This window comes from Streptomyces sp. NPDC058092 (assembly GCF_042884935.1).
Lineage (GTDB): Bacteria > Actinomycetota > Actinomycetes > Streptomycetales > Streptomycetaceae > Streptomyces.
Window position 1 is genome coordinate 62,089 of sequence record NZ_JBHVSY010000029.1, and the last position, 19,069, is coordinate 81,157.

The 19,069-nt window shown below is 71.3% G+C and carries 14 protein-coding genes; 10 read left to right on the plus strand and 4 right to left on the minus strand.

Translation table 11 applies throughout. The features are described from left to right. The first annotated feature begins 19 nt into the window (after nucleotides 1-19). Genes ACFVV1_RS34250 through ACFVV1_RS34285 form a run of 8 tightly spaced genes read left to right on the plus strand, consistent with a single transcriptional unit; the run spans nucleotide 20 to nucleotide 10,784 of the window. Nucleotides 20-784 (plus strand): SDR family NAD(P)-dependent oxidoreductase, encoded by a 765-nt coding sequence (locus ACFVV1_RS34250; RefSeq protein ID WP_389997557.1) that lies wholly within the window; start codon nucleotides 20-22, stop codon nucleotides 782-784. After that, entirely contained in the window at nucleotides 772-2,562 is a 1,791-nt protein-coding gene (locus ACFVV1_RS34255) for a heparinase II/III family protein (protein ID WP_389997560.1), read from the plus strand. The genes ACFVV1_RS34250 and ACFVV1_RS34255 overlap by 13 nt, the downstream gene beginning before the upstream one ends. A gap of 3 nt (nucleotides 2,563-2,565) precedes the next feature. Continuing rightward, on the plus strand, nucleotides 2,566-4,551 hold the full coding sequence (locus tag ACFVV1_RS34260) for a hypothetical protein (protein WP_389997563.1): 1,986 nt from the start codon (nucleotides 2,566-2,568) through the stop codon (nucleotides 4,549-4,551). A 2-nt stretch (nucleotides 4,552-4,553) separates the two neighbouring features. After that, on the plus strand, nucleotides 4,554-5,156 hold the full coding sequence (locus ACFVV1_RS34265) for a hypothetical protein (protein WP_389997566.1): 603 nt from the start codon (nucleotides 4,554-4,556) through the stop codon (nucleotides 5,154-5,156). Next, entirely contained in the window at nucleotides 5,153-6,232 is a 1,080-nt protein-coding gene (locus tag ACFVV1_RS34270) for a DUF1565 domain-containing protein (RefSeq protein ID WP_389997569.1), read from the plus strand. Before ACFVV1_RS34265 ends, ACFVV1_RS34270 begins: the two co-directional genes overlap by 4 nt. Then, nucleotides 6,229-7,380: an SGNH/GDSL hydrolase family protein gene (locus tag ACFVV1_RS34275; RefSeq protein WP_389997572.1), complete on the plus strand. Its 1,152-nt coding sequence runs from the start codon at nucleotides 6,229-6,231 to the stop codon at nucleotides 7,378-7,380. Before ACFVV1_RS34270 ends, ACFVV1_RS34275 begins: the two co-directional genes overlap by 4 nt. 10 nt (nucleotides 7,381-7,390) lie before the next feature. Then, on the plus strand, nucleotides 7,391-9,805 hold the full coding sequence (locus tag ACFVV1_RS34280; RefSeq protein WP_389997574.1) for a polysaccharide lyase 8 family protein: 2,415 nt from the start codon (nucleotides 7,391-7,393) through the stop codon (nucleotides 9,803-9,805). A 4-nt stretch (nucleotides 9,806-9,809) separates the two neighbouring features. Next, entirely contained in the window at nucleotides 9,810-10,784 is a 975-nt protein-coding gene (locus tag ACFVV1_RS34285; RefSeq protein ID WP_389997577.1) for an acetylxylan esterase, read from the plus strand. 9 nt (nucleotides 10,785-10,793) lie between these two features. Here the strand turns inward: ACFVV1_RS34285 and ACFVV1_RS34290 are convergent, their stop codons facing one another. Genes ACFVV1_RS34290 through ACFVV1_RS34300 form a run of 3 tightly spaced genes read right to left on the minus strand, consistent with a single transcriptional unit; the run spans nucleotide 10,794 to nucleotide 15,553 of the window. Beyond that, the gene (locus ACFVV1_RS34290; RefSeq protein WP_389997579.1) at nucleotides 10,794-12,338 is read right to left on the minus strand and encodes a phytoene desaturase family protein; all 1,545 of its coding nucleotides are present in this window, start codon (nucleotides 12,336-12,338) and stop codon (nucleotides 10,794-10,796) included. Nucleotides 12,339-12,390: 52 nt separating this feature from the next. After that, on the minus strand, nucleotides 12,391-14,637 hold the full coding sequence (locus tag ACFVV1_RS34295; protein WP_389997582.1) for a tetratricopeptide repeat protein: 2,247 nt from the start codon (nucleotides 14,635-14,637) through the stop codon (nucleotides 12,391-12,393). A 28-nt stretch (nucleotides 14,638-14,665) separates the two neighbouring features. Further along, nucleotides 14,666-15,553, minus strand: coding sequence for an oxygenase MpaB family protein (locus tag ACFVV1_RS34300; protein WP_389997585.1), 888 nt, complete (start codon nucleotides 15,551-15,553; stop codon nucleotides 14,666-14,668). A gap of 568 nt (nucleotides 15,554-16,121) precedes the next feature. Between ACFVV1_RS34300 and ACFVV1_RS34305 the strand changes: the two genes are divergently transcribed. After that, nucleotides 16,122-16,709 carry a hypothetical protein gene (locus tag ACFVV1_RS34305; protein ID WP_389997588.1) on the plus strand — a complete coding sequence of 196 codons (588 nt, stop codon included), beginning with the start codon at nucleotides 16,122-16,124 and terminating at the stop codon, nucleotides 16,707-16,709. 200 nt (nucleotides 16,710-16,909) lie between these two features. Here the strand turns inward: ACFVV1_RS34305 and ACFVV1_RS34310 are convergent, their stop codons facing one another. Further along, complete coding sequence (locus ACFVV1_RS34310) at nucleotides 16,910-17,845, minus strand: AraC family transcriptional regulator (RefSeq protein WP_389997591.1); 936 nt, start codon at nucleotides 17,843-17,845, stop codon at nucleotides 16,910-16,912. 89 nt (nucleotides 17,846-17,934) lie between these two features. On the opposite strand from ACFVV1_RS34310, the gene ACFVV1_RS34315 reads away from it, so the two are divergent. Next, on the plus strand, nucleotides 17,935-18,864 hold the full coding sequence (locus tag ACFVV1_RS34315) for an NADP-dependent oxidoreductase (protein WP_389997593.1): 930 nt from the start codon (nucleotides 17,935-17,937) through the stop codon (nucleotides 18,862-18,864). The last annotated feature ends 205 nt before the right edge of the window (nucleotides 18,865-19,069 follow it).

A 19,069-nucleotide genomic window follows, 5' to 3' on the forward strand; every position in this document is an offset into this window, starting at 1 on the left:
ATCGAAAGGTTTTCACTTCATGTCTGCTGATCTCAACGGCTCCCGCGCACTGGTGACAGGGGCGGGCCACGGAATCGGCCGCGCCATCGCCGTCGCTCTTGCCGAGGCCGGCGCCGATGTCGCCGTCCACTACCACTCCTCCGCCGACGAGGCCGCGAAGACGGTCTCCGCGATCGAGGCGCTCGGCCGCAGGGCGAAGGCGTTCCAGGCCGATGTCACCGTGACCGACGAGGTGAACCGGCTCGCCGAGGAGGCGGCCGGCTTCCTCGGCGGTCTGGACGTCCTCGTCTGCAACGCGGGACATCTGATCGGCCGGGCCACGATCGCCGAGATGTCCGACGACCACTTCGAGCAGGTGCTCTCCACCAATCTGACGTCGACGTTCCGTACCGTGCGGGCCGCGCTGCCCCATCTGACGAAGTCGTCGGCCGGCCGCATCATCACCATGTCCTCGCTGGCCGCGCACAACGGCGGTGGCCCCGGTTCGGTCGCCTACGCGGCGGCCAAGGCCGGTGTCCGCGGCTTCACCAAGGGCCTGGCCAAGGAGCTCGGCGGTACCGGCATCACGGTCAACACGGTGGCGCCGGGCTTCATCAAGGGCACCGCGTTCCACGACACGTTCACGGCGCCCGAGGCGCAGCAGGCGATGGAGGCGGGCATCCCGGTCGGCCGGGCCGGCACCCCGCAGGACGTCGCCACCGCGGTCGTCCATCTGGCGTCGCCGTCGTCCGGCTTCCTCACCGCCACCACGGTGGACATCGACGGTGGCGTGTGGCCGCGTTGAGGGGGATCGCCCGGGAGCGGGGCGGCTGGTGGCACGCGTACGTCTGCCCGGCGCACGGTGTGGAGCTCGACCACGGTGACCTGCTCGCCGGGGTGTTCCCGGCGGGCGGTGCGCGGTGTGCGTACGGCTGCCGGGTGGCCGACGAGGCGGTGCGCGGTGCCTGGCTGGTGCTGTCGCACCAGGCGTGGGCGCGGCATCTGCGGGTGCTCGCCCACCGGGGCGAGCGCGCGGAGGCGGTGGCGCGGCTCGTCGAGTACGCCGGTCTGTACGCGTCGCTCGCCACCGAGCGGCACGGCGAGGCGCAGACCTGGATGCTGCGCGGCCGGCTCTTCCATCAGGCGCTGACCGACGCCATCTGGGCGGTCAACATCGGGCACACCGTGATCACGCTCGCCGAACAGTCCACCGACGGCCTGGCCGACGTGCTGCCGCTCCTCGACGCGCTGGAGCAGGCCGCTCTCGACGCCCGGGACGTGCTGACCGGGCAGGGCCATCTCGCCTCCAACTACACCGCGTGGCTCAACGCCGCCGGTGTGGCGGCGAGTCGGGGCGCCGCCGCGGCCCGTGGCCTGGAGTGGGACGGTGGCAAGCGGTGGCTGGAGGGCGACCACGGGCTGTACGCGCATCTGCGGGTCGCGGTCGCCGATGACGGCTGGGAGTGGGAGGGCAGCACCTACTACCACGGGTTCGTGCTGCGGGCCGCGCTGCTCGCGCTGCGGGGCACCGACCCCGCGGCCGTTCCGTCCGATGTGGTGGATGTGCTGGCCGGGATGACGGACGTGCTCGCGGCGATCGCCACGCCCGGCGGCATCCTGCCCGCGCTGCACGACGGCCCGTATCTGCGCGGCCCCCTCGCCCTGGAGTGGCTGGAACTGACCGCTCTGGCCCAGCAGTTGGTTCCCTCCTCCGCACTCGACGCGGTGGCCGCGCGGGCCCGCGCCGAACTCGGCGCGCAGGACGACGGGCTCGACCGCGAGCTGGGCGGCTGGTTCGCGGGACCAGCATTGCCGGAGCGGCCGGCCCCCGATCCCGTCACGGTGTTCCCTACGGCCGGCTACGCGGTGCTGCACCACGCGGGCGTCCACGCGCTGCTGGACTTCGGTCCGCACGGCGGCTCGCACGGGCACCGCGACAAACTGTCGCTGTATCTGTACGGGGACACCACCCCGTGGCAGCCCGACCCCGGTCAAGTGCCTTACGCCCATGCCGAGTTCCGTGATCTGTACGCATCGACCGAGGCGCACCCCACTTTCCGGGTGGACGGAGCAGAACAGGCCGAGTGCACCGGGAGGTTGCTCGGCTCGGACGGCTCCCGCGTCACGGCCGAGGTGACGACGGCGTACGAAGGCGTGCGTGCGGTGCGGCAGGTCGCGCTCGGCGACAGCTATCTGGTCGACCTGCTGACCGTGGCAGCCGAGGACGAGCGGCAGCTCACCGCGCAGCTGCGTCCCGGGGTCGCGCTGGACATCCAGCTCCAGGCCTCGGGGCCGGTGCGCACCACCTGGTACGGCGACGAGACCCTGCACGGCTGGCACACCCACACCCCCGGCGCGGCCGTGCGTCCGGTCACCCGGCCGGGCCCCGGTCCGGCCGACGATCCGCAGTGCATGCGTACCCGGGTCGACTTCACCGTGAGGTCGGACCGGATCACATTCGCCTCGGTGTATCAGGCGACGTCGGCGGGCCCTGCCGTCACCGGCGTACAGCTGGACGGTGACGGGCTTCTGACGGTCGCGCTGGCCGACGGCAGCACCGCACGGTTCCGGACGGAGGACTGACCCTTGTTGCTCTCGGCGACCCCGCCGCCCGGTCCGCGCCCCGCGCAGGAGGCTCGGTTGTACGAGGAGGCCGCCCGCCACCGCGGGCTGACCCCGCCCCGTACGCACCCCCTGGCCAGCATCACGTGGCTGGGCCCGGCCGCCTCCAACCCGGCACTGGCCTACCGGGTCGGCGGTGATCCGGCCCATCTGGCGGAGAGCCGCCGCTGGATCGAGGCCGCGGTGAGGCTGCCGCACTGGGGCAAGGCCCATATGCCGGACCGCGATCTGGACGCCGGCTGGCTGCTGCACCATCTGTCGCTCGCGTACCGGTGGATCGGCGACGATCTGCCGGACGGGGTGCGGGCGCTGCTCCGGTACAAGCTGCTGCTCCAGGGGCGGCGGATGTACGAGTACGCGGTGGCGAGCGAGGGCGGCTGGTGGTCGTCGTCGTACTGGCAGAACCACAACTGGATCTGTTACGCGGGTCTGGCGACGGCCGGATATGTGCTGGGCAAGGAGGAGTGGACCGAGCGCGCCAAGGACAATCTCGGCACAGTCCTCGACCTGATGCCCGAGGACGGTTCGCACGCCGAGGGTGTCGTGTACTGGCGCTATGGTGTGCCCTTCCTCGCCATCCATCTGGACCTCCTCCAGGAGGCGGAGGGCATCGACTGGTGGGGGCGGGGCGGTTTCCTCTCCCGCACCTTCGACTACCGGCTGCACCAGATGGCCCCCGGCTTCGCGTTCAACGTCGACCACGGCGACTGTCACGACCGGCGCAGCGGGCACAGCGCGGGGCTGTACTACCGTCTCGCGGCGCAGTACGGCATCCCGGAGGCCCAGTGGATGGGTGATCTCGCCTCGGGTGAACTGCTGTGGCAGGAGGCAGCGGAGAGCGGGGTGCGGCCGGGCATCCTGCCGGAGGCGTACCTCGAATACCTCTGGTACGACCCGTCCGTGGCCGGTGCCCGCCCCACCGCGACGAGGGCGTTCTTCCCGGATCTCGGTCTGCTGGCGGCCCGTACCGGATGGGACGACGACGCGACACTCGTCTCGTTCAAGGCGAGCCCCGGCGGAGGCCACAAGGCGTGGGAGACATCGGCGAAGCACCGGGCCGAGCGGGGCTGGGAGACCCTCGACCAGGGGCACCACCACCCCGATTCGGGCTCGTTCGTGCTGGTCTCGCAGGGGGCGTTCCTCGCGGTCGACGAGGGCTACAGCAACCGTAAGCGGGCCGCGCACCACAACCTGCTGCTGGTGGACGGACAGGGGTACGCGGACGAGGACCGCTACCACGTCTACCAGGACATCCCGTACGAGCGGCAGGCCCGGCAGCGTGATGTGCTCGTCTCCCCCGACTGCGGCTGGGCGCATGCCACGGCGGAGACCGCCGCGATGTACGACCCCGGGCTGGGGGTGCGGCGGCTGGACCGGACGCTGGTGTTCACCCCGTCGGGGCGGCTCGTACTGCTGGACCTGGCGGAGGCGGACACGGAGCGGGCGTGGACGTTCCTGCTCCAGACCGACCGGCCGACCGAGCCGCAGCCGGACGGCAGCCGGCTGATCCGGTCCGGGGCGGCCTCGGCGCTGGTGCGGCAGTTCGCGCCGCTCGACGCCTCGGTCGTCTCCGAGGCCACCGAGGTCGAGGCCAATCCGACGTCCAGTACGCCGGAGCTGCGCCTCACCCGCACGCTGCACACGCTGCGTTCGACGACCGCGCGGACGTCGAACGGTCTCTTCCTCACCGCGATCACCCCGGGCGGCGGACAGGTCGCCGCCGATCGGGTCGTGTGTGCACACGGCGAGGGCATCACCTTCGGCGAGGAGACCGTGCTCCTCTCCCCCGTCGCCCGCCGCATCCGTACCAGCGCCGTCTCGGCCGACGCGGCGGCGGTGCTGCTCGGCGGCGACGGGTCGGCCCCGTATGTCGTCGCGGCGACCCGGCTGGAGCTGAACGGCCGCGTGCTGCTCGATGTCCCGGAGCCGTACACAGGAAAGGTCGGCTGATCATGCGGGCAACCCTCTCGTCCGGCCGGATGACGCTGCTGCGGCGGCTGGAGTTCGTGGCCTACCCGGCCGCCGCCGGGGCCGCGTTCGCCGTGCTGTCGCTCGGTGTCGTGACCTGGCTGCCCGCGCTCGCCGCAATGGGGCACGCCCTGCAGCGGTGGCGGGCGGAGGGTGACAGCCATTGCTTCACCCACACGTTCAGCGCCTTCCCGCGGTACTGGCGGGCCTTGTGGCGCCACTGTCTGGCGTCCACCGCGGCGGGAATCGTGCTGACCGCCAACATCGTCTATCTGCTGGGCCGTTCGGAGCCGTGGACGTTCGTGCCGCTCGCCGCCCAGGTGGGCATCGCGGCCGCGCTGGTCATCCATCATGTGGCGCTCGCGGCCGAGGCGGGCCGGTCGCCGCACGGGACGGTCCGCACCTGGGCGCGCGGCGCGCTGGCCCTCGGCTTCGGGTCCGCGGCCCGTGGCACCGCACTGCTCGGCGCGGTGATCTCCGCCGCGCTGCTCTCCCTCGTCGTACCGCTGGGGCCCCTGCTCCTCGGCCCCAGCATCCCCGTACTACTCGCTCTGTCCTTCGCAGACCCCAGGAGGCACACCCCATGAGCCGTGTACTACGCACCACTCTCGTCGCCGCGCTTGCCGTCGGCGCCCCGCTCGCCTTCCCGCCGCCGTCCGTGGCCGCCGAAGCCACCACCGCGTACTACGTGTCGCCGTCCGGCAGCGACTCCAACGCCGGTACGTCGGCGAGCGCCCCGCTCGCCACGATCCAGAAGGCGGTCGACCTGGCGCCGACGGGCTCGGTGGTGAACCTCGCCGCCGGTACGTACAAGCAGGACGTCGTGACCCAGCGCGCCGGGGTCACCATCACCGGCCCGTCGAACGCCGTGGTGAAGGGGGCCGGCGACGCCCGGATCATTCAGGTGCAGCACGACTCGACGACGCTCAGCGGTTTCACGGTGGACGGGCTGCACGGGTCGTCCACCGATGTGTCGGGGTACCGCCTCAAGCTCATCTATGTCATGAGCACAACTCCCGGCAATGGTGTGGGCGGTCTTCGCATCACCGGGATGACGCTGAAGAACGCTGCCGATGAATGCCTGCGGGTGCGCTATCTGGTGACCGGCGCCGACATCTCCGGCAACACGATCACCAACTGCGGGGTCGACGACTTCAAGTTCGGCGGCGGCGGCAAGAACGGCGAGGGCATCTACCTCGGTACGGCCCCCGAGCAGCAGGGTGCGAACGGCGCGCCGGACGCGGCCCCCGACATCAGCAGGAACAACCGCATCCACCACAACACCATCGCCACCCAGGGCAATGAGTGCGTCGATGTGAAGGAGAACTCGACCAACAACTACGTCGAGTACAACGACTGCAGCGGCCAGAAGGATTCCAGCTCCGGCGGTCTGGACGCGCGCGGCAGTGGCAACATCTTTCGCTACAACACCATTCACGACAACGTCGGCGCGGGCATCCGGCTCGGCGGCGACACCGCGACCGACGGCATCGACACCAGCGTGTACGGCAACACCATCACCGGCAACGCGGGCGGCGGCATCAAGTTCATGCGCACCCCGCAGGGCCCGGTGTGCACCAACACGATGAGCGGCAACACCGGTGGCGACGCGGTCGGCACCTACGGCAGCGCGTACGACCCGACGGGTGCGTGCCCCCGGTGAGCGGGCGAGGGCCCGCGAGACGCGGGGTTCTGACGGCGGCGGCCGGGCTGGCGACGGTCGCCGCGACGGCGCCGGGGGCACGGGCCGCCGGGGCCGCGGACAGTGGCGTCGGCCGGTCGCGCTGGGCGACGTCCTGGGCGACCGCGCAGACCGCGCCGACCGCCGCCGACACGGTGGCGAGTGCCGGGCTGACCGACGGCACGTTCACCGCCCACGTACGGCTGTCGGCGGGCGGCTCGGTCCGGCTGCGCTACGGGCACGCCTTCGGCACGGTCCCGGTCCTGATCGGCCCCGTGACAGTGGGCGGCCGGCCGGTGACGTTCGACGGGCGACGGCAGACGTGGATCGCCGCGGGCGCCTCGCTGACCAGCGACCCGGTCGACGGTCTGCGTGCCACCGAGTCGGCACGCCTGACGGTGGAGACCCGGCTCCCCGGCCCCACCGGACCGTTGTCCTTCCACCGCAACACCCATGCCTCGCACACCGTCGACGGCGTGCGCACCACCTCGGTGTTCCTGCTGACGGGTGTCGAGGTGACGGGCGCGCACGGGCCGGTGGTCGCGGTGCTCGGCGACTCCATAGCGGAGGGCGTCGGCACCCCGGCCGACGCCGATCTGCGCTGGCCCGACCAACTGGCCAGGAGGCTGCCCGGTTCGGCCGTCGCCAATCTCGGCATCAGCGGCAACCGTGTCCTGCTGGACGACGCCCGGTTCGGCCCGGGCGGCCAGGCACGCTTCGACCGCGATGTGCTGTCGCTGCCGGGGCTGCGGACCGTACTCGTCCATCTCGGCGTCAACGACCTCCAGCAGCCGCCGAGCCAGACCGACCCGGCGCGCGTCCTGGCCGGGTACCGGCAGCTGGTGCTGCGCGCCCGGAACGCCGGGCTGCGGGTGGTCGGCGCGACCGTCACCCCGTTCGAGGGCTGGACCCGCTGGACACCCGAGCTGGAAACGGTACGGCAGCAGATCAACGCGGCGGTACGGACCGGGCGGGTCTTCGACGCCGTGGCCGACTTCGACACTGCCCTGCGCGACCCGGAACGCCCGTCGCGGATGCTGCCCGCGTACGACAGCGGCGACGCACTGCATCCCAACCCCGCCGGTCACGCCGCGCTGGCCGCGGCCGTCGACCGCCGACACCTTCTGTGAGGGCCGCACCATGAACCCAGCAACCACCCCGGGCACCACCCGGCGCACCGTTCTCGCCGGGGCGGCGGCCATCGGCGCGGCCGCCGCCCTGCCGCTCGCACTCACCACCACCGGCACCGCGCACGCGACGGGTTCGGACACCGCCGCCTCCCTGCGCACCCGGTGGCACACCCTGCTCACCGGCGGCCCCGGTCTCGACCTGACGGACCCGCGGATCGCCGCTGCCGTGGCCAGGATCGGCAAGGCCGCGACCACCTCGGCCAAGGGCCTCGACCCGGCCCGTACCGACGGTCTGTTCCCCGATCTGACCAGCACCACGCTCTCCAACCACGTCACGACATCGTTCAAACGGCTCGCCACCGTCGCGACCGCGTGGGCCGTCCCCGGCACCCCCCAGTACGGGGACACCGCGCTGCGGGATCTGCTGCTGGCCGGCCTCGACTGGATGCTGACGCACCGTTATGGCCCCGGCCGCACCCGGTTCGACAACGACTGGGACTGGGAGATCGGCTCCGCGCTCGCCCTCAACGACACGGCCGTGCTGCTGTACGACGCGCTCGGGACGGACCGGCTGGACCGGATCACCACCGCCGTGCGGCACTACACGCCCGACCCGAACCTCTGGCGGGCCGACCGGCAGATCGCCACCGGCGCCAACCGGGTGTGGATCTCCACCGTCGTCGCCGTCAACGCCGTACTCACCGACAGCGGCGACGATCTGGCCCGGGTCCGTGACGCTCTTTCGGACGTCGAGGGTTCGGGCGCCAACAGCGTCCTCGCCTTCAACGACACCAGCGCCGCGGCGGAAGGAACCGGGGAGGGCTTCTACTCCGACGGATCGTTCCTCCAGCACTACAAGCACCCGTACAACGGCGGCTACGGCAAGGAGCTGCTGAACAATCTGTCCCGGCTGCTGAACCTGCTCGCCGGTACGGCGTGGTCGGTCACCGACCCCGACCTCGACAACGTCCGCAGCTGGGTCGACGACGGCTTCGACCCGCTGCTGGCCCGCGGCGATGTGATGGCGTCGGTGTGCGGGCGCGAGATCGCCCGCCCCAGCAAGCAGGGCCACGTCTCGGCGCAGACGGTCATCGAGGCCGTGGTACGGCTGATCCCGAGCTTCCCCGGCGAGACGGCCGACCGGTTCACCGCCCTGGTCAAGCAGTGGATCGCCGAGGACACCTACCGGGACTTCCTGGCCGTCACCGACCTCGCCTCGCTCATCGCCGCCCAGCGGGTCATCGCCTCCCCGGTCCCCGCGCGCGGCCCGCTGGTCGCGCACAAGCAGCACCCGCGGATGGACAAGGCGGCGCACCACCGGCCGTCCTTCGCGCTCGGTATCTCCGCTTACTCGTCCCGCATCTACAACTACGAGTCGATCCAGAACGAGAACCTGCACGCCTGGCACCTCTCCGACGGAATGGTCCTGCTCTACACGGACGACCTGGGGCACTACAGCGAGGACTACTGGCCGACCGTCGACCCGGCCAGGCTGCCCGGTACCACCGTCATCGCCGGACGGCCCACGGACGCGGCGGGTCAGCGCACCACCAGCACGGCGGACTGGGCGGGCGGCACGGCCCTGCCGGGCACGACGCTCGGTGCGTACGGCATGGAGCTGCGCGCGTACGGAAGTTCGCTGCACGGTCTGAAGAGCTGGTTCTGCCTGGACGATGTGATCGCGTGCGTCGGTTCGGGTATCACCTCCGACGCGGGCACGGCCGAGACGATCGTGGAGAACCGGAAGCTCCGCGACCCGAGGGCGGCCCTGCTCGTCAACGGAACGGCCGCGCCCACGGACGCCGGCTGGTCGGCCCGGCTCGACGAGGTGCGGTGGCTGCACGTCGCCGGGACCGGCGGCTACGTCTTCCCCGAGCCCGCCACACTGCACGGCCTGCGCGAGGACCGCACCGCGACCTGGCGCGAGATCAACCTCAAGTACGGCACGGACACCCCAGTCACCCGCCCGTATCTGACGCTGTGGCAGGACCACGGCAGCGCGCCGAGCGGCGCCGGCTACTTCTGGCTGCAGGCCCCGGCGGCCTCCGCCGCGCGTACGAAGCAGTGGTCGTCCGCGCCGCCGGTGAAGGCCATCGCCCGCTCCACCGCCGTGCACGCGGTACGCCGCTGCGCGGACGGGCTGGTCGCGGCGAACTTCTGGACCGCGGGCACCGCGCACGACCTGACGTCGGACGGTCCCGCCTCGGTGCTCGTACGACCGGACGGAAGGACGGTGACGGTGTCGCTGTCCGACCCGACGCAGCTGCGGTCCTCCGTCGTGCTGGACCTGGCGCAGCGCGGTCTGACCGTGGCCTTCGCCGACCCGGGCGTGAGCGCCGCCCCCACCGGCCGAGGCATCCGGATCACCGCCGACACCGCCGGACGCCGCGGTGCCACCCTCGGCCTCACCCTGAAGAGGAGCTAGACCCTTGCTGTTCGACATGGATCTGGACCGGCTGCGCGCGTACCGGCCGCAGCCGGAGGAGCCGGCCGACTTCGACGCCTTCTGGGAGAAGACCCTCACCGGGACGGCCCGCCACGCGCTGGACGCCGAGTTCGTCCCGCACGACGCCGGGTTCGCGACGGTCGACGTGTTCGATGTGACGTTCCGGGGCTGGGGCGGGCAACCGGTGAAGGCGTGGCTGATGCTGCCGAAGGCGCGCTCGGGTCCGCTGCCCGCCGTGGTGCAGTACATCGGCTACAACGGCGGCCGGGGCATTCCGTACTCCTGGCTGACCTGGAGCGCGCTGGGGTACGCGCATCTGGTGATGGACAACCGGGGCCAGGGCGGCGGCGGCAAGAACACCGCGGACACCCCGGACATCGGTCCGGACGGGCACGGCTCGTCCTCGCCCGGTTTCCTGACCCGGGGCATCGAGGACCCGTACCGCCACTACTACCGGCGGCTGATCACGGACGCGGTGCGGGCGGTGGACGCGGCGCAGGCCCATGAGGCGGTGGACGCCTCACGGGTGGCGGTGCTCGGGGGCAGCCAGGGCGGCGGGCTGGCGCTCGCCGTGGCCGGGCTGCGGAACGACGTCGTGGCGGCCGTCGCCGATGTGCCGTTCCTCTGCCACTACCGGCGTGCCTCGCAGATCACGGACTCCGGACCGTACGCGGAGATCGCCCGCTGGCTGTCCGGGCACCGTTTCCGGATCGACGAGGCGATGGAGACGCTGTCCTACTTCGACGGGGTCAACTTCGCGGCGCGGGCGACCGCCCCGGCGTGGTTCTCGGTCGGTCTGATGGACCGGATCTGCCCGTCGTCCACGGTGTTCGCCGCGTATCACCGGTATGCGGGTCCGGCCGAGATCGAGGTGTTCACGTACAACGGGCACGAGGGCGGCGCGGAGTACGACCTGCCGCGCAAGCGCGACGCGCTGCGCGGCGTGTTCGGCCGGTAGCGGCGACGGTCACCGGCCCAGCGCCGCCATCGCGGCGTTGTGGCCCGGGACCCCGCTGACCCCGCCGCCGCGTACGGCGCCCGCCCCGCACAGCAGCACATTGGCGTGCGCCGTCTCCACGCCCCACCGGCTGGTGGATTCGGTCGCGTACGGGAAGGCGAGGTCCCGGTGGAAGATGTGGCCGCCGGGCAGCCGAAGGTCCTGTTCGAGGTCGAGCGGGGTCTTCGCCTCGATGCACGGTTCGCCGTTCTCGTCGCGGGCCAGGCAGTCGGTGACCGGCTCGTCCAGGTGCGCGTCGAGTTCGGCGAGCGTGGCCGTGAGCAGTTCGGCGCGCGTCGCCGCGTTGTCGGCGGCGAAGAGCCGGGCGGGGGTGTGCAGGCCGAAGAGGGTGAGGGTCTGGTAGCCGCGGGCGGCGAGGCCGGGGCCGAGGATCGACGGGTCGGTCAGTGAGTGGCAGTAGATCTCGGACGGCGGGGCGGCGGGCAGCCGTCCCGCCGCCGCGTCCCGGTAGGCGTCGGCGAGCTGCCCGTACCCTTCGGCGATGTGGAACGTGCCGGCGAAGGCCTCGCGGGGGTCGACGGAGCGGTCACGCAGCCGGGGCAGCCGGGTGAGCAGCATGTTCACCTTCAGCTGCGCGCCCTCGGCCGGGGCGGGTGGTTCGTCCCCGAGGAGCGCGGCGAGCGCCTGCGGCGAGGCGTTGACGAGGACCCGGCGGGCCGTGACGACGTGTTCCGCCTCGGGTGAGCGGACGGTGATCTCGGCCCGTGTCCCGTCGGTCTCGATCCGGGTCGCCTCGTGCCGTACGCGGATCTGCGCCCCGGCCTCGCGGGCCGCCCGGGCAAGGGCGTCGGTGAGGGCGCCCATGCCGCCGACCGGGACGTCCCAGTCACCGGTACCGCCGCCGATGACGTGGTAGAGGAAGCAGCGGTTCTGGAGCAGGGACGGTTCGTGCGCGTCGGCGAAGGTGCCGATCAGGGCGTCGGTGAGAACGACTCCGCGCACGAGGTCGTCGCGGAAGTTCTCCTCGACGGCGACACCGATGGGCTCCTCGAAGAGCGCCCGCCAGGCCTCCTGGTCACCGATCCGTGCGCGCAGCGCGTCCCGGGTGGGCAGGGGTTCGGTGAGCGTCGGGAAGACCTGCTCCGCGACGCGTCGCGTCATGCCGTAGAAGCGCTGCCACGCCTCGTACTCCCGGTCCGATCCGGTGAGCGCGGCGAAGGAGTCCCGGGTGCGGTCCCCGCCGACGAGCAGCCCGGTGGCACGGCCGCCGCGCACGGTCGGGGTGTACGACGAGACGGTCCGCTTGCGTACGGCGAAGTCCAGACCGAGATCGCGGACGATCTTCCGCGGCAACAGGGAAACGAGGTACGAGTAGCGCGACAGGCGGGCGTCGACCCCGTCGAAGGGGCGGGTGGAGACGGCCGCTCCCCCGGTGGTGGCCAGGCGTTCCAGGACCAGGACGGACTGTCCGGCGCGGGCGAGGTAGGCGGCGGCGACGAGACCGTTGTGGCCACCGCCCACGATCACCGCGTCATAGCTGTCGGGTGCGTGCATGGCCCTTCGTAACACGGGATGTGATCCCCTGACCAGAGGCGGTGGTGGCGGGTCAGCCCGGCGGTGCGTCCCGTCCCCGGCGCAGTGCCGCGACCCGGCGGTACAGCTCGACGGCCTCCGGCCCCCGGCCGAGCTGCTCCAGGCAGTGCGCCTCGTCGTTGCGGGCGGCGAGGGTGTCGGGCTGGTCGGCGCCCAGGACCCGTTCGCGGGCCTCGGCGACCTCGCGGTAGACGGTGAGGGCGTCGGCCCAGCGGCCGAGCCAGCCGAGGCCGACGGCGATCTCCCGGCGGCTGACGAGGGTGTCCGGGTGGTCGGCGCCCAGGACGCGTCCGCGGATCGCGGTCACGTCGCGCGCCTCGGCGAGCGCCTCCTCCCAGCGGGCCAGACGCCCCAGATTGACGCCGAGGCCGTGGCGGGCGCGGAGCGTCTCGGGGTCGGCGGGGCCGCCCACCCTGGTCCGGTCGTCGACGAGGCCGCGGTACAGCTCCAGGGCCTCCGCGCTGCGGCCCAGGCGGCCGAGGCTGATGCCGATCTCGTAGCGGGCGGACAGGGTGTCGGGGTGGTCGGCGCCGAGCGCCCGGGCCCGGGCGCGGGCGACTTCCCGGTAGGTCTGCAGGGCCTCCGTCCAGCGCCCCAGCCGGCCGAGCGTGTACCCCACTTCGTAGAGCGTGACCAGGGTGTCGGGGTGGTCGGCGCCCAGCAGGCGGGTGCGGGCGGATGTCACGTCCCTGGCCATCCGGTAGGAGTCCTCCAGGCGACCGAGCCTGCTGAGGTTGAAGGCGAGGTTGTGGCGGCAGCGCAGGGTGTCGGGGTGGTCGGGGCCCATCGTCCGTTCCCGGGAGGCGAGGACCGCCGCGTACACCTGGTGGGCCTCGAAGTGCCGGCCGAGCCGGCCCAGGACGTACGCCATCTCCTGGCGGGCCGCGAGGGTCTCCGGGTGGTCGGGGCCCAGGGCGCGTTCCCGGCCCTGGGCGACGCGGCCGAACTCCCGCAGCGCGTCACAGGCGCGCCCGGTGCGGCTGAGGGTGAAAGCGACCTCGTACCGGCTGGAGAGCGTGTCGGGGTGGTCGGGGCCCAGCGCGTGCTCGCGTTCGGCGGCGACCGCGCGGTGCACCTCGCCGGCCTCCTCCCAGTGCCCGAGCCGGCCCAGGTCGAGGCCCGCGCTGTGCCGGCCGGCGAGGGCGGAGAGCAGTTCCGGCGACGGGGTCGGCCGCTCGGTCCTGGGCAGCGGCAGCTCTCCGGTGAGGTGCCGCATGTCGGTGGCGGTGGTCCACTCGCCGGTGAGGCCCGCGGAGTGGTCGGGCGGAGCGAGCCCGAGGCGGGCGCCGGTCGCCTTGTGTCCGGTGGTCATGCCGCGGGTCCAGGCCGGCAGCTCCTGCCCCGGACGCACGACGGGAACAGGCGGCGCGAGCAGCACGCGTCCCGTGGACCGGAGCTGCGGCTGCTCGCCGGTGCGGCCGACGGCGATCCGCTGCCGCAGGTCGCCCGCGTCGACGGGTCGCTCCTCGGGGGTCTTGGCCAGCAGTTCCAGGACGACACGGTCGAAGAATCCGGGGAGTTCGGCCCGGTGGGTGCGCAGTGGTTCGGGCTGGGTGTCGCGGTGTCCGACCAGGACGGCCCAGGCGTCGTCGAGGTCGAACGGCGGTGCTCCGGTGGCGATCTCGTACAGGACGCAGCCCAGTGAGTACAGGTCGCTGCGGTGATCGACGTTGCCGCCGCTGATCTGCTCCGGCGACATGTAGTGCGGGGTGCCCATGGCGATGCCCGTGCCGGTGAGGCGGGAGGTGAAGCCGATGTCGTGGCCGAGCCTGGCAATGCCGAAGTCGCAGATCTTCACCGTGCCGTCGGTGAGGCGCATGATGTTGGCGGGCTTGAGGTCGCGGTGCACGATGCCCTGCTGGTGGGTGTAGCCGAGGGCGTCGGCGACCTGTTCGGCGATGTCGACGATGTCGGGCACCGGCAGCGGATGCTGTTTGTTGTCCTCCAGGAGCTGGCTGAGGTTGCGGCCGTCGAGGAGCTCCATCACCAGGTAGAGGACGCCCTCGTGCTCACCGAAGTCATGGACGACGGTGACGCCGCGGTGCTGGAGCGCGGCGGCGACGCGGGCCTCGCGGCGGAAGCGTTCACGCAGGATGCGGGTGAAGGACCGGTCGTGCTGGGGCCCCATCGGCTTGAGGCATTTGACGGCCACATGGCGGCCGAGCGACTCGTCGCGGGCGCGCCACACCTCGCCCATGCCTCCGCGCCCGATCAGATCGAGCAGTCGGTACCGGCTCTGGATCAGCCTGGTGTCCGCCATCGCCTGCTGTCGCCCCCCGTAGCTTCGCCTACCTCGGTGCCCTCCCCGGCCCGTCCAGTATGGCGGCCTGGCTGCGCAGTTTGTACGGGGTGGGACGGCTGCCCGGACCGAGTCGGGCCATCGCGTTCAGAATATGACCGGGCGGGAGTTGCCAGCGCAGCCGGGACGGAATGCAGCGCAGAGCGGTTCCGGCGGTGCGCAGCCGTCGGTCGACGGTGCGCACGGGCCCCACGGGTCTGCCGTAGAGCTCATGGGCGTACGGGGGCAGTGACTGGTAGGCGAGTGCCGCGACGCGCCGCCACAGCAGTGCGCGCGCCGGTACGAGCAGTGCGTGGACGGGTGGCCGGCGCAGGAAGTCGTCGACGTCCAACGCCTCGGGGGACGCCGCGAGTTGTGGCCGCACCCGTTCGAAGTAGGCGGCGAGCTGCGCGGTGGTGGCCGGTACATCGGCGGGGTCGAGGCCGACGAGCCGGGCGCTGTGGCGGTGCTCGTCGACGTAGCGGTCGGCCTGCGCGTCGGTGAGCGGGAAGCCGGAGCGGCGTTCGACCTGGAGGTAGGAGTCGACCTCGGCGCAGTGCACCCACAGCAGCAGCTCGGGTTCGTCGACGCCGTACGTCTCCCCGGTGGCCGGGTCGGTGGCCTTGAGGAGCCGGTGGATCCGGCGGACCCGGGCGCCCGCCTTCTCGGCCGCTTCGGTGGTGCCGTAGGTGATCGTTCCGACGAAGCCGGCCGTGCGCATCAGCCGCCCCCAGGCGTCCTCGCGGAAGTCGGAGTTCTGCATGACGCCGCGTACGGCGCGCGGGTGCAGCGCCTGGAGGTAGAGCGCGCGCACTCCGGCGACCCACATCATCGGGTCGCCGTGCATCTGCCAGGTGACGGATTCGGGTCCGAAGAGCCCCGGGTCGGCGTCCACCATGTCGCTCGTACCTCCCGCTCGGCGGCATACGTACGCAAAGGATGCGCTGTGACCACAGCCGCTAGGTGTCTCCGGAGCATCACGATGACCTGCGCTTTTGCCAACCAGCTTCAGCAGTACGGGGAGCTTGCTGCCGAGGATTCTTGGCACATCGGTACAGATTCATAGATCTTCCTGCCCTGCACCGCAGAGGGCGCCCTCCCCCGGCTGCCTGCATCGGCACATCCCCAACCACGACGTCACCCCGGATCCTTCCCAGAGCGCCGCTGGATCATTCCCTCGAAAGCGGGCCCGCGGTCTCCTGTTTGCCGACGAAGCTGCTGGAGCGAGCGCATCGCGGCCCCCTCCACCCTGACCCGCTCGGATCACTGCCGTACAGCGCCTCATCTCCGGCCTACGCACCCTCAGTTGGACAGGTCAGCCCGTGCCGGACTGATCAGTGAGGGCTCAGCACGTCGGGACGTCTCCCTGAGACCCTCCAGCAAGGGGGCCGCGGTGCCGACCACAGGCCGCACCGATGGCCTCTCGATGCGATGAGACGCGTTACGAAGATCCGAAAACCCTTGAGATGATCTTCGCAATTTCCACCGCACTCTTGGCATGTAAGGCGGAGACGTGGCTCCCCAGACCCTATACGCATTCGATCGTCGCTTTCCGGCTCACGTTGGTGTCGGACACCTCGGTAGACGTCGCCATGATCTTGCGGGACGTCATGATGCCGCTGCCTGTGCGACCGGACTGGGGTGAGGAGATGGAGTGGGCCTACCCCGGGGTCCCTGGCACCGTGATCGCGGGATTCAGTGGCGGTAAGGTCGCCGGGCTGCCGTTCTTCGCCCCGGAGACCGTGACCACCGGCCACGGCTCGGTTTACAAGAATCACCACCTGGTTTACAAGAATCACCACCTGATCGAGGTTCAGCGGGTGATCGGCGCGACGATCCGGCCGAGTCGGTTGCTGCGGCCGACCGACAAGCAGGCGGTGGAGCGGGCCTTCGGCGCCATCCAGTCTCTGCTGTTCCGGATTCTTCCGGACTATCAGGGCGTCGACAGCTCGGATCGCGGTATCGATCCGGAAGGCGACGCATGCCTCACCGTGGCAGAGATGGAGCACTTGATTGCCACCTGGGTCGTCAAGATCTGGCAGTGGCTACGTTGATCTCCAGGAACAGCGTTTCTTGATGGGTTCCGGAGTCAGTTGGTGATCATCTGGTTCGGGAATATCGAGCAGAAATGACGGCGCTGCCGTGGGGCGGCGAGGAAAAGGGAGGGCGGAGGCCAACTGGCCGTTGGCGTCGGCGTACGCCTGACTGTCCCCAGTCGCGTACAGCTGAACGTGCCCAGGTTGCCGCACCGGATTCAGCTCTTCCGCCGGTAGGTACCGGGTGCTGTTCCGTGCGTTCGTTTGAACGCGTTGGCAAAGGCGAACTCGGATGTGTAGCCCACTTGGGCGGCGACGGATCTCAAGGGTGCGTCCGATGCCCGCAGCAGGCGCGCCGCCGTGGTCATCCGCCACCAGGTCAGGTAGCCGAGGGGCGGTTGACCGATCAGCAGGGCGAAACGCCTGGCGAACGGAGCCCGGGAGAGCCCGGCCTCCGCCGCGAGTCTCGCCACTGTCCACGGCGATGCCGGGTCTCGGTGGATGGCGTGGAGGGCGGCGGTGACCGGGGGGTCGTTGAGGGCGGCGGCCCATCCGGTGGTGTTGCCTTGGGAGGACGGTTCGTTGAACCAGATGCGCAGGATGTAGAGCAGCAGCGCGTCGAGCAGTGCGGGGACGGCGGCGTCCGTGCCCAGACGCGGGTTCTCCACCTCTGCGGCCAGTAGTTCCACGGCTGAACTCAATTGCGGATGGCAGCCCGCTTGTGCCGGCAAGTGGATCAGGTCCGGGAGGGTCAGTAACAGCGGGTGAGTGCGGAACGGGTCGAGTTGGTAGGCCCCGCAGAGCACTACGGTGACCGGACCTCCGTCGCCGCTCCGGTCGACGTTGTCGGAGGCGTAGGTGTTGGACAGCTGGTGGTCGTCGGGGCCGCAGGCAGGGGACGTCACTGGGGATTTGGGGCTGTCGGCCAGGGTGTGCCCTCTGCCGCGGGGAAGGAACACCACGTCGCCCGCGACCAGTTGGACGGGCTCCGCCGCTGGTGGCAGCAGCCAGCAGGAACCCTGCAGGACCATCTGGAAGCCGGCCGACCCTGGGACGGAGGCGAACTCCTGTCTCCACGGGGCATGCCACCGCACGTGAGCCGACCGGGGCCACCCAGTTCGCATCACCGCGACCACGTCGCTGAGTACATCCATGTGCTGAGCGTACGTGTGCGAGACGTACGCGCATGGATTGAGCACTCTGGCGCATGGATCGTCTCCGCGTGCGCTCGTAGATTCGCGGTATGACGATGATGAAGACCGCGCGTATCCATGAATTCGGCGATGCGTCCGTGATCCGCTACGACGCCGTTCCGCGCCCTCGACCCGCCTTCGGTGAAGTGCTCATCCGTGTCGCCGCGACCTCGTTCAATCCCACCGAGGCCGCGTTGCGCGCCGGATTGCTGCATGCGTTCCTCCCTGTGGAGCTGCCCTACACGCTCGGCTGGGATGTCGCCGGCACCGTGGCCGAGATCGGCGCGGGGGCGCAGGGGTTCGCCGTCGACGACCGGGTCATCGGGTGGCTCGACAGCGGAGCGGCCGCGGAATACGTACGGGCGCCCGTTGCCGTGCTGGTCGCGGTGCCGGACGCTGTCCCTCTCGCGAACGCTGCGGCTCTTCCCTTGGCCGGACTGACGGCATGGCAGGCGGTCTTCGAGCATGGGAAGGTAGCCGCTGGTCAGCGGGTGCTGGTCAACGGTGCGGGCGGCGGCATCGGCGGCTTCGTGACGCAGCTCGCGAAGTATGCCGGCGCCGAGGTGTTCGCCACGGCGGGTGCTCGAAGCGCCGAGGCGGTCCGGAGGCAGGGCGCGGACCGAGTGATCGACTACACCGCAGGGCCGGTGGGCGCCTCGCTCGACGGCCCGGTGGACACTCTGTTCAATCTGGTCCCGCTGAGCCCGCCGGACGCCGCAGCTCTGGTGCCTCTGGTGCGGCCGGGCGGGCGTATTGTCTCGATCGCGACACCGGTCGAGCCGCCTGCCGATGCCGAAGTGACCGCCATGCACATGGTCGCCAGAAACGATGTAGCGCATCTCGCGGCGCTCGTGGAACTGGTCGAGGCGGGCGCGGTCGCCATCGACATCAGCGAGTCACGCCCGCTGACCGACCTCGCAGACGTCCACCGCCTCAGTGAGGCCGGCCGGACCCGAGGCAAGGTCATCATCATTCCTTGAGGCTGGGCGGCCGAACGTTCTCTGCAGCGCCCGCGCACCATTCCCGGTGGGCACGTTCCCGTGTACCTGGCTGAGCATGTTCGCGGGTACGCGGACAGTTGGCAGAATGTCCGCGCTCAACGTCCGATGGGAATGGACCCTACGACCAGCACGTAAGGCATGTGGCTGATCGGAAACGGTTCGGCCGAACCGTTTCCTGGGCATC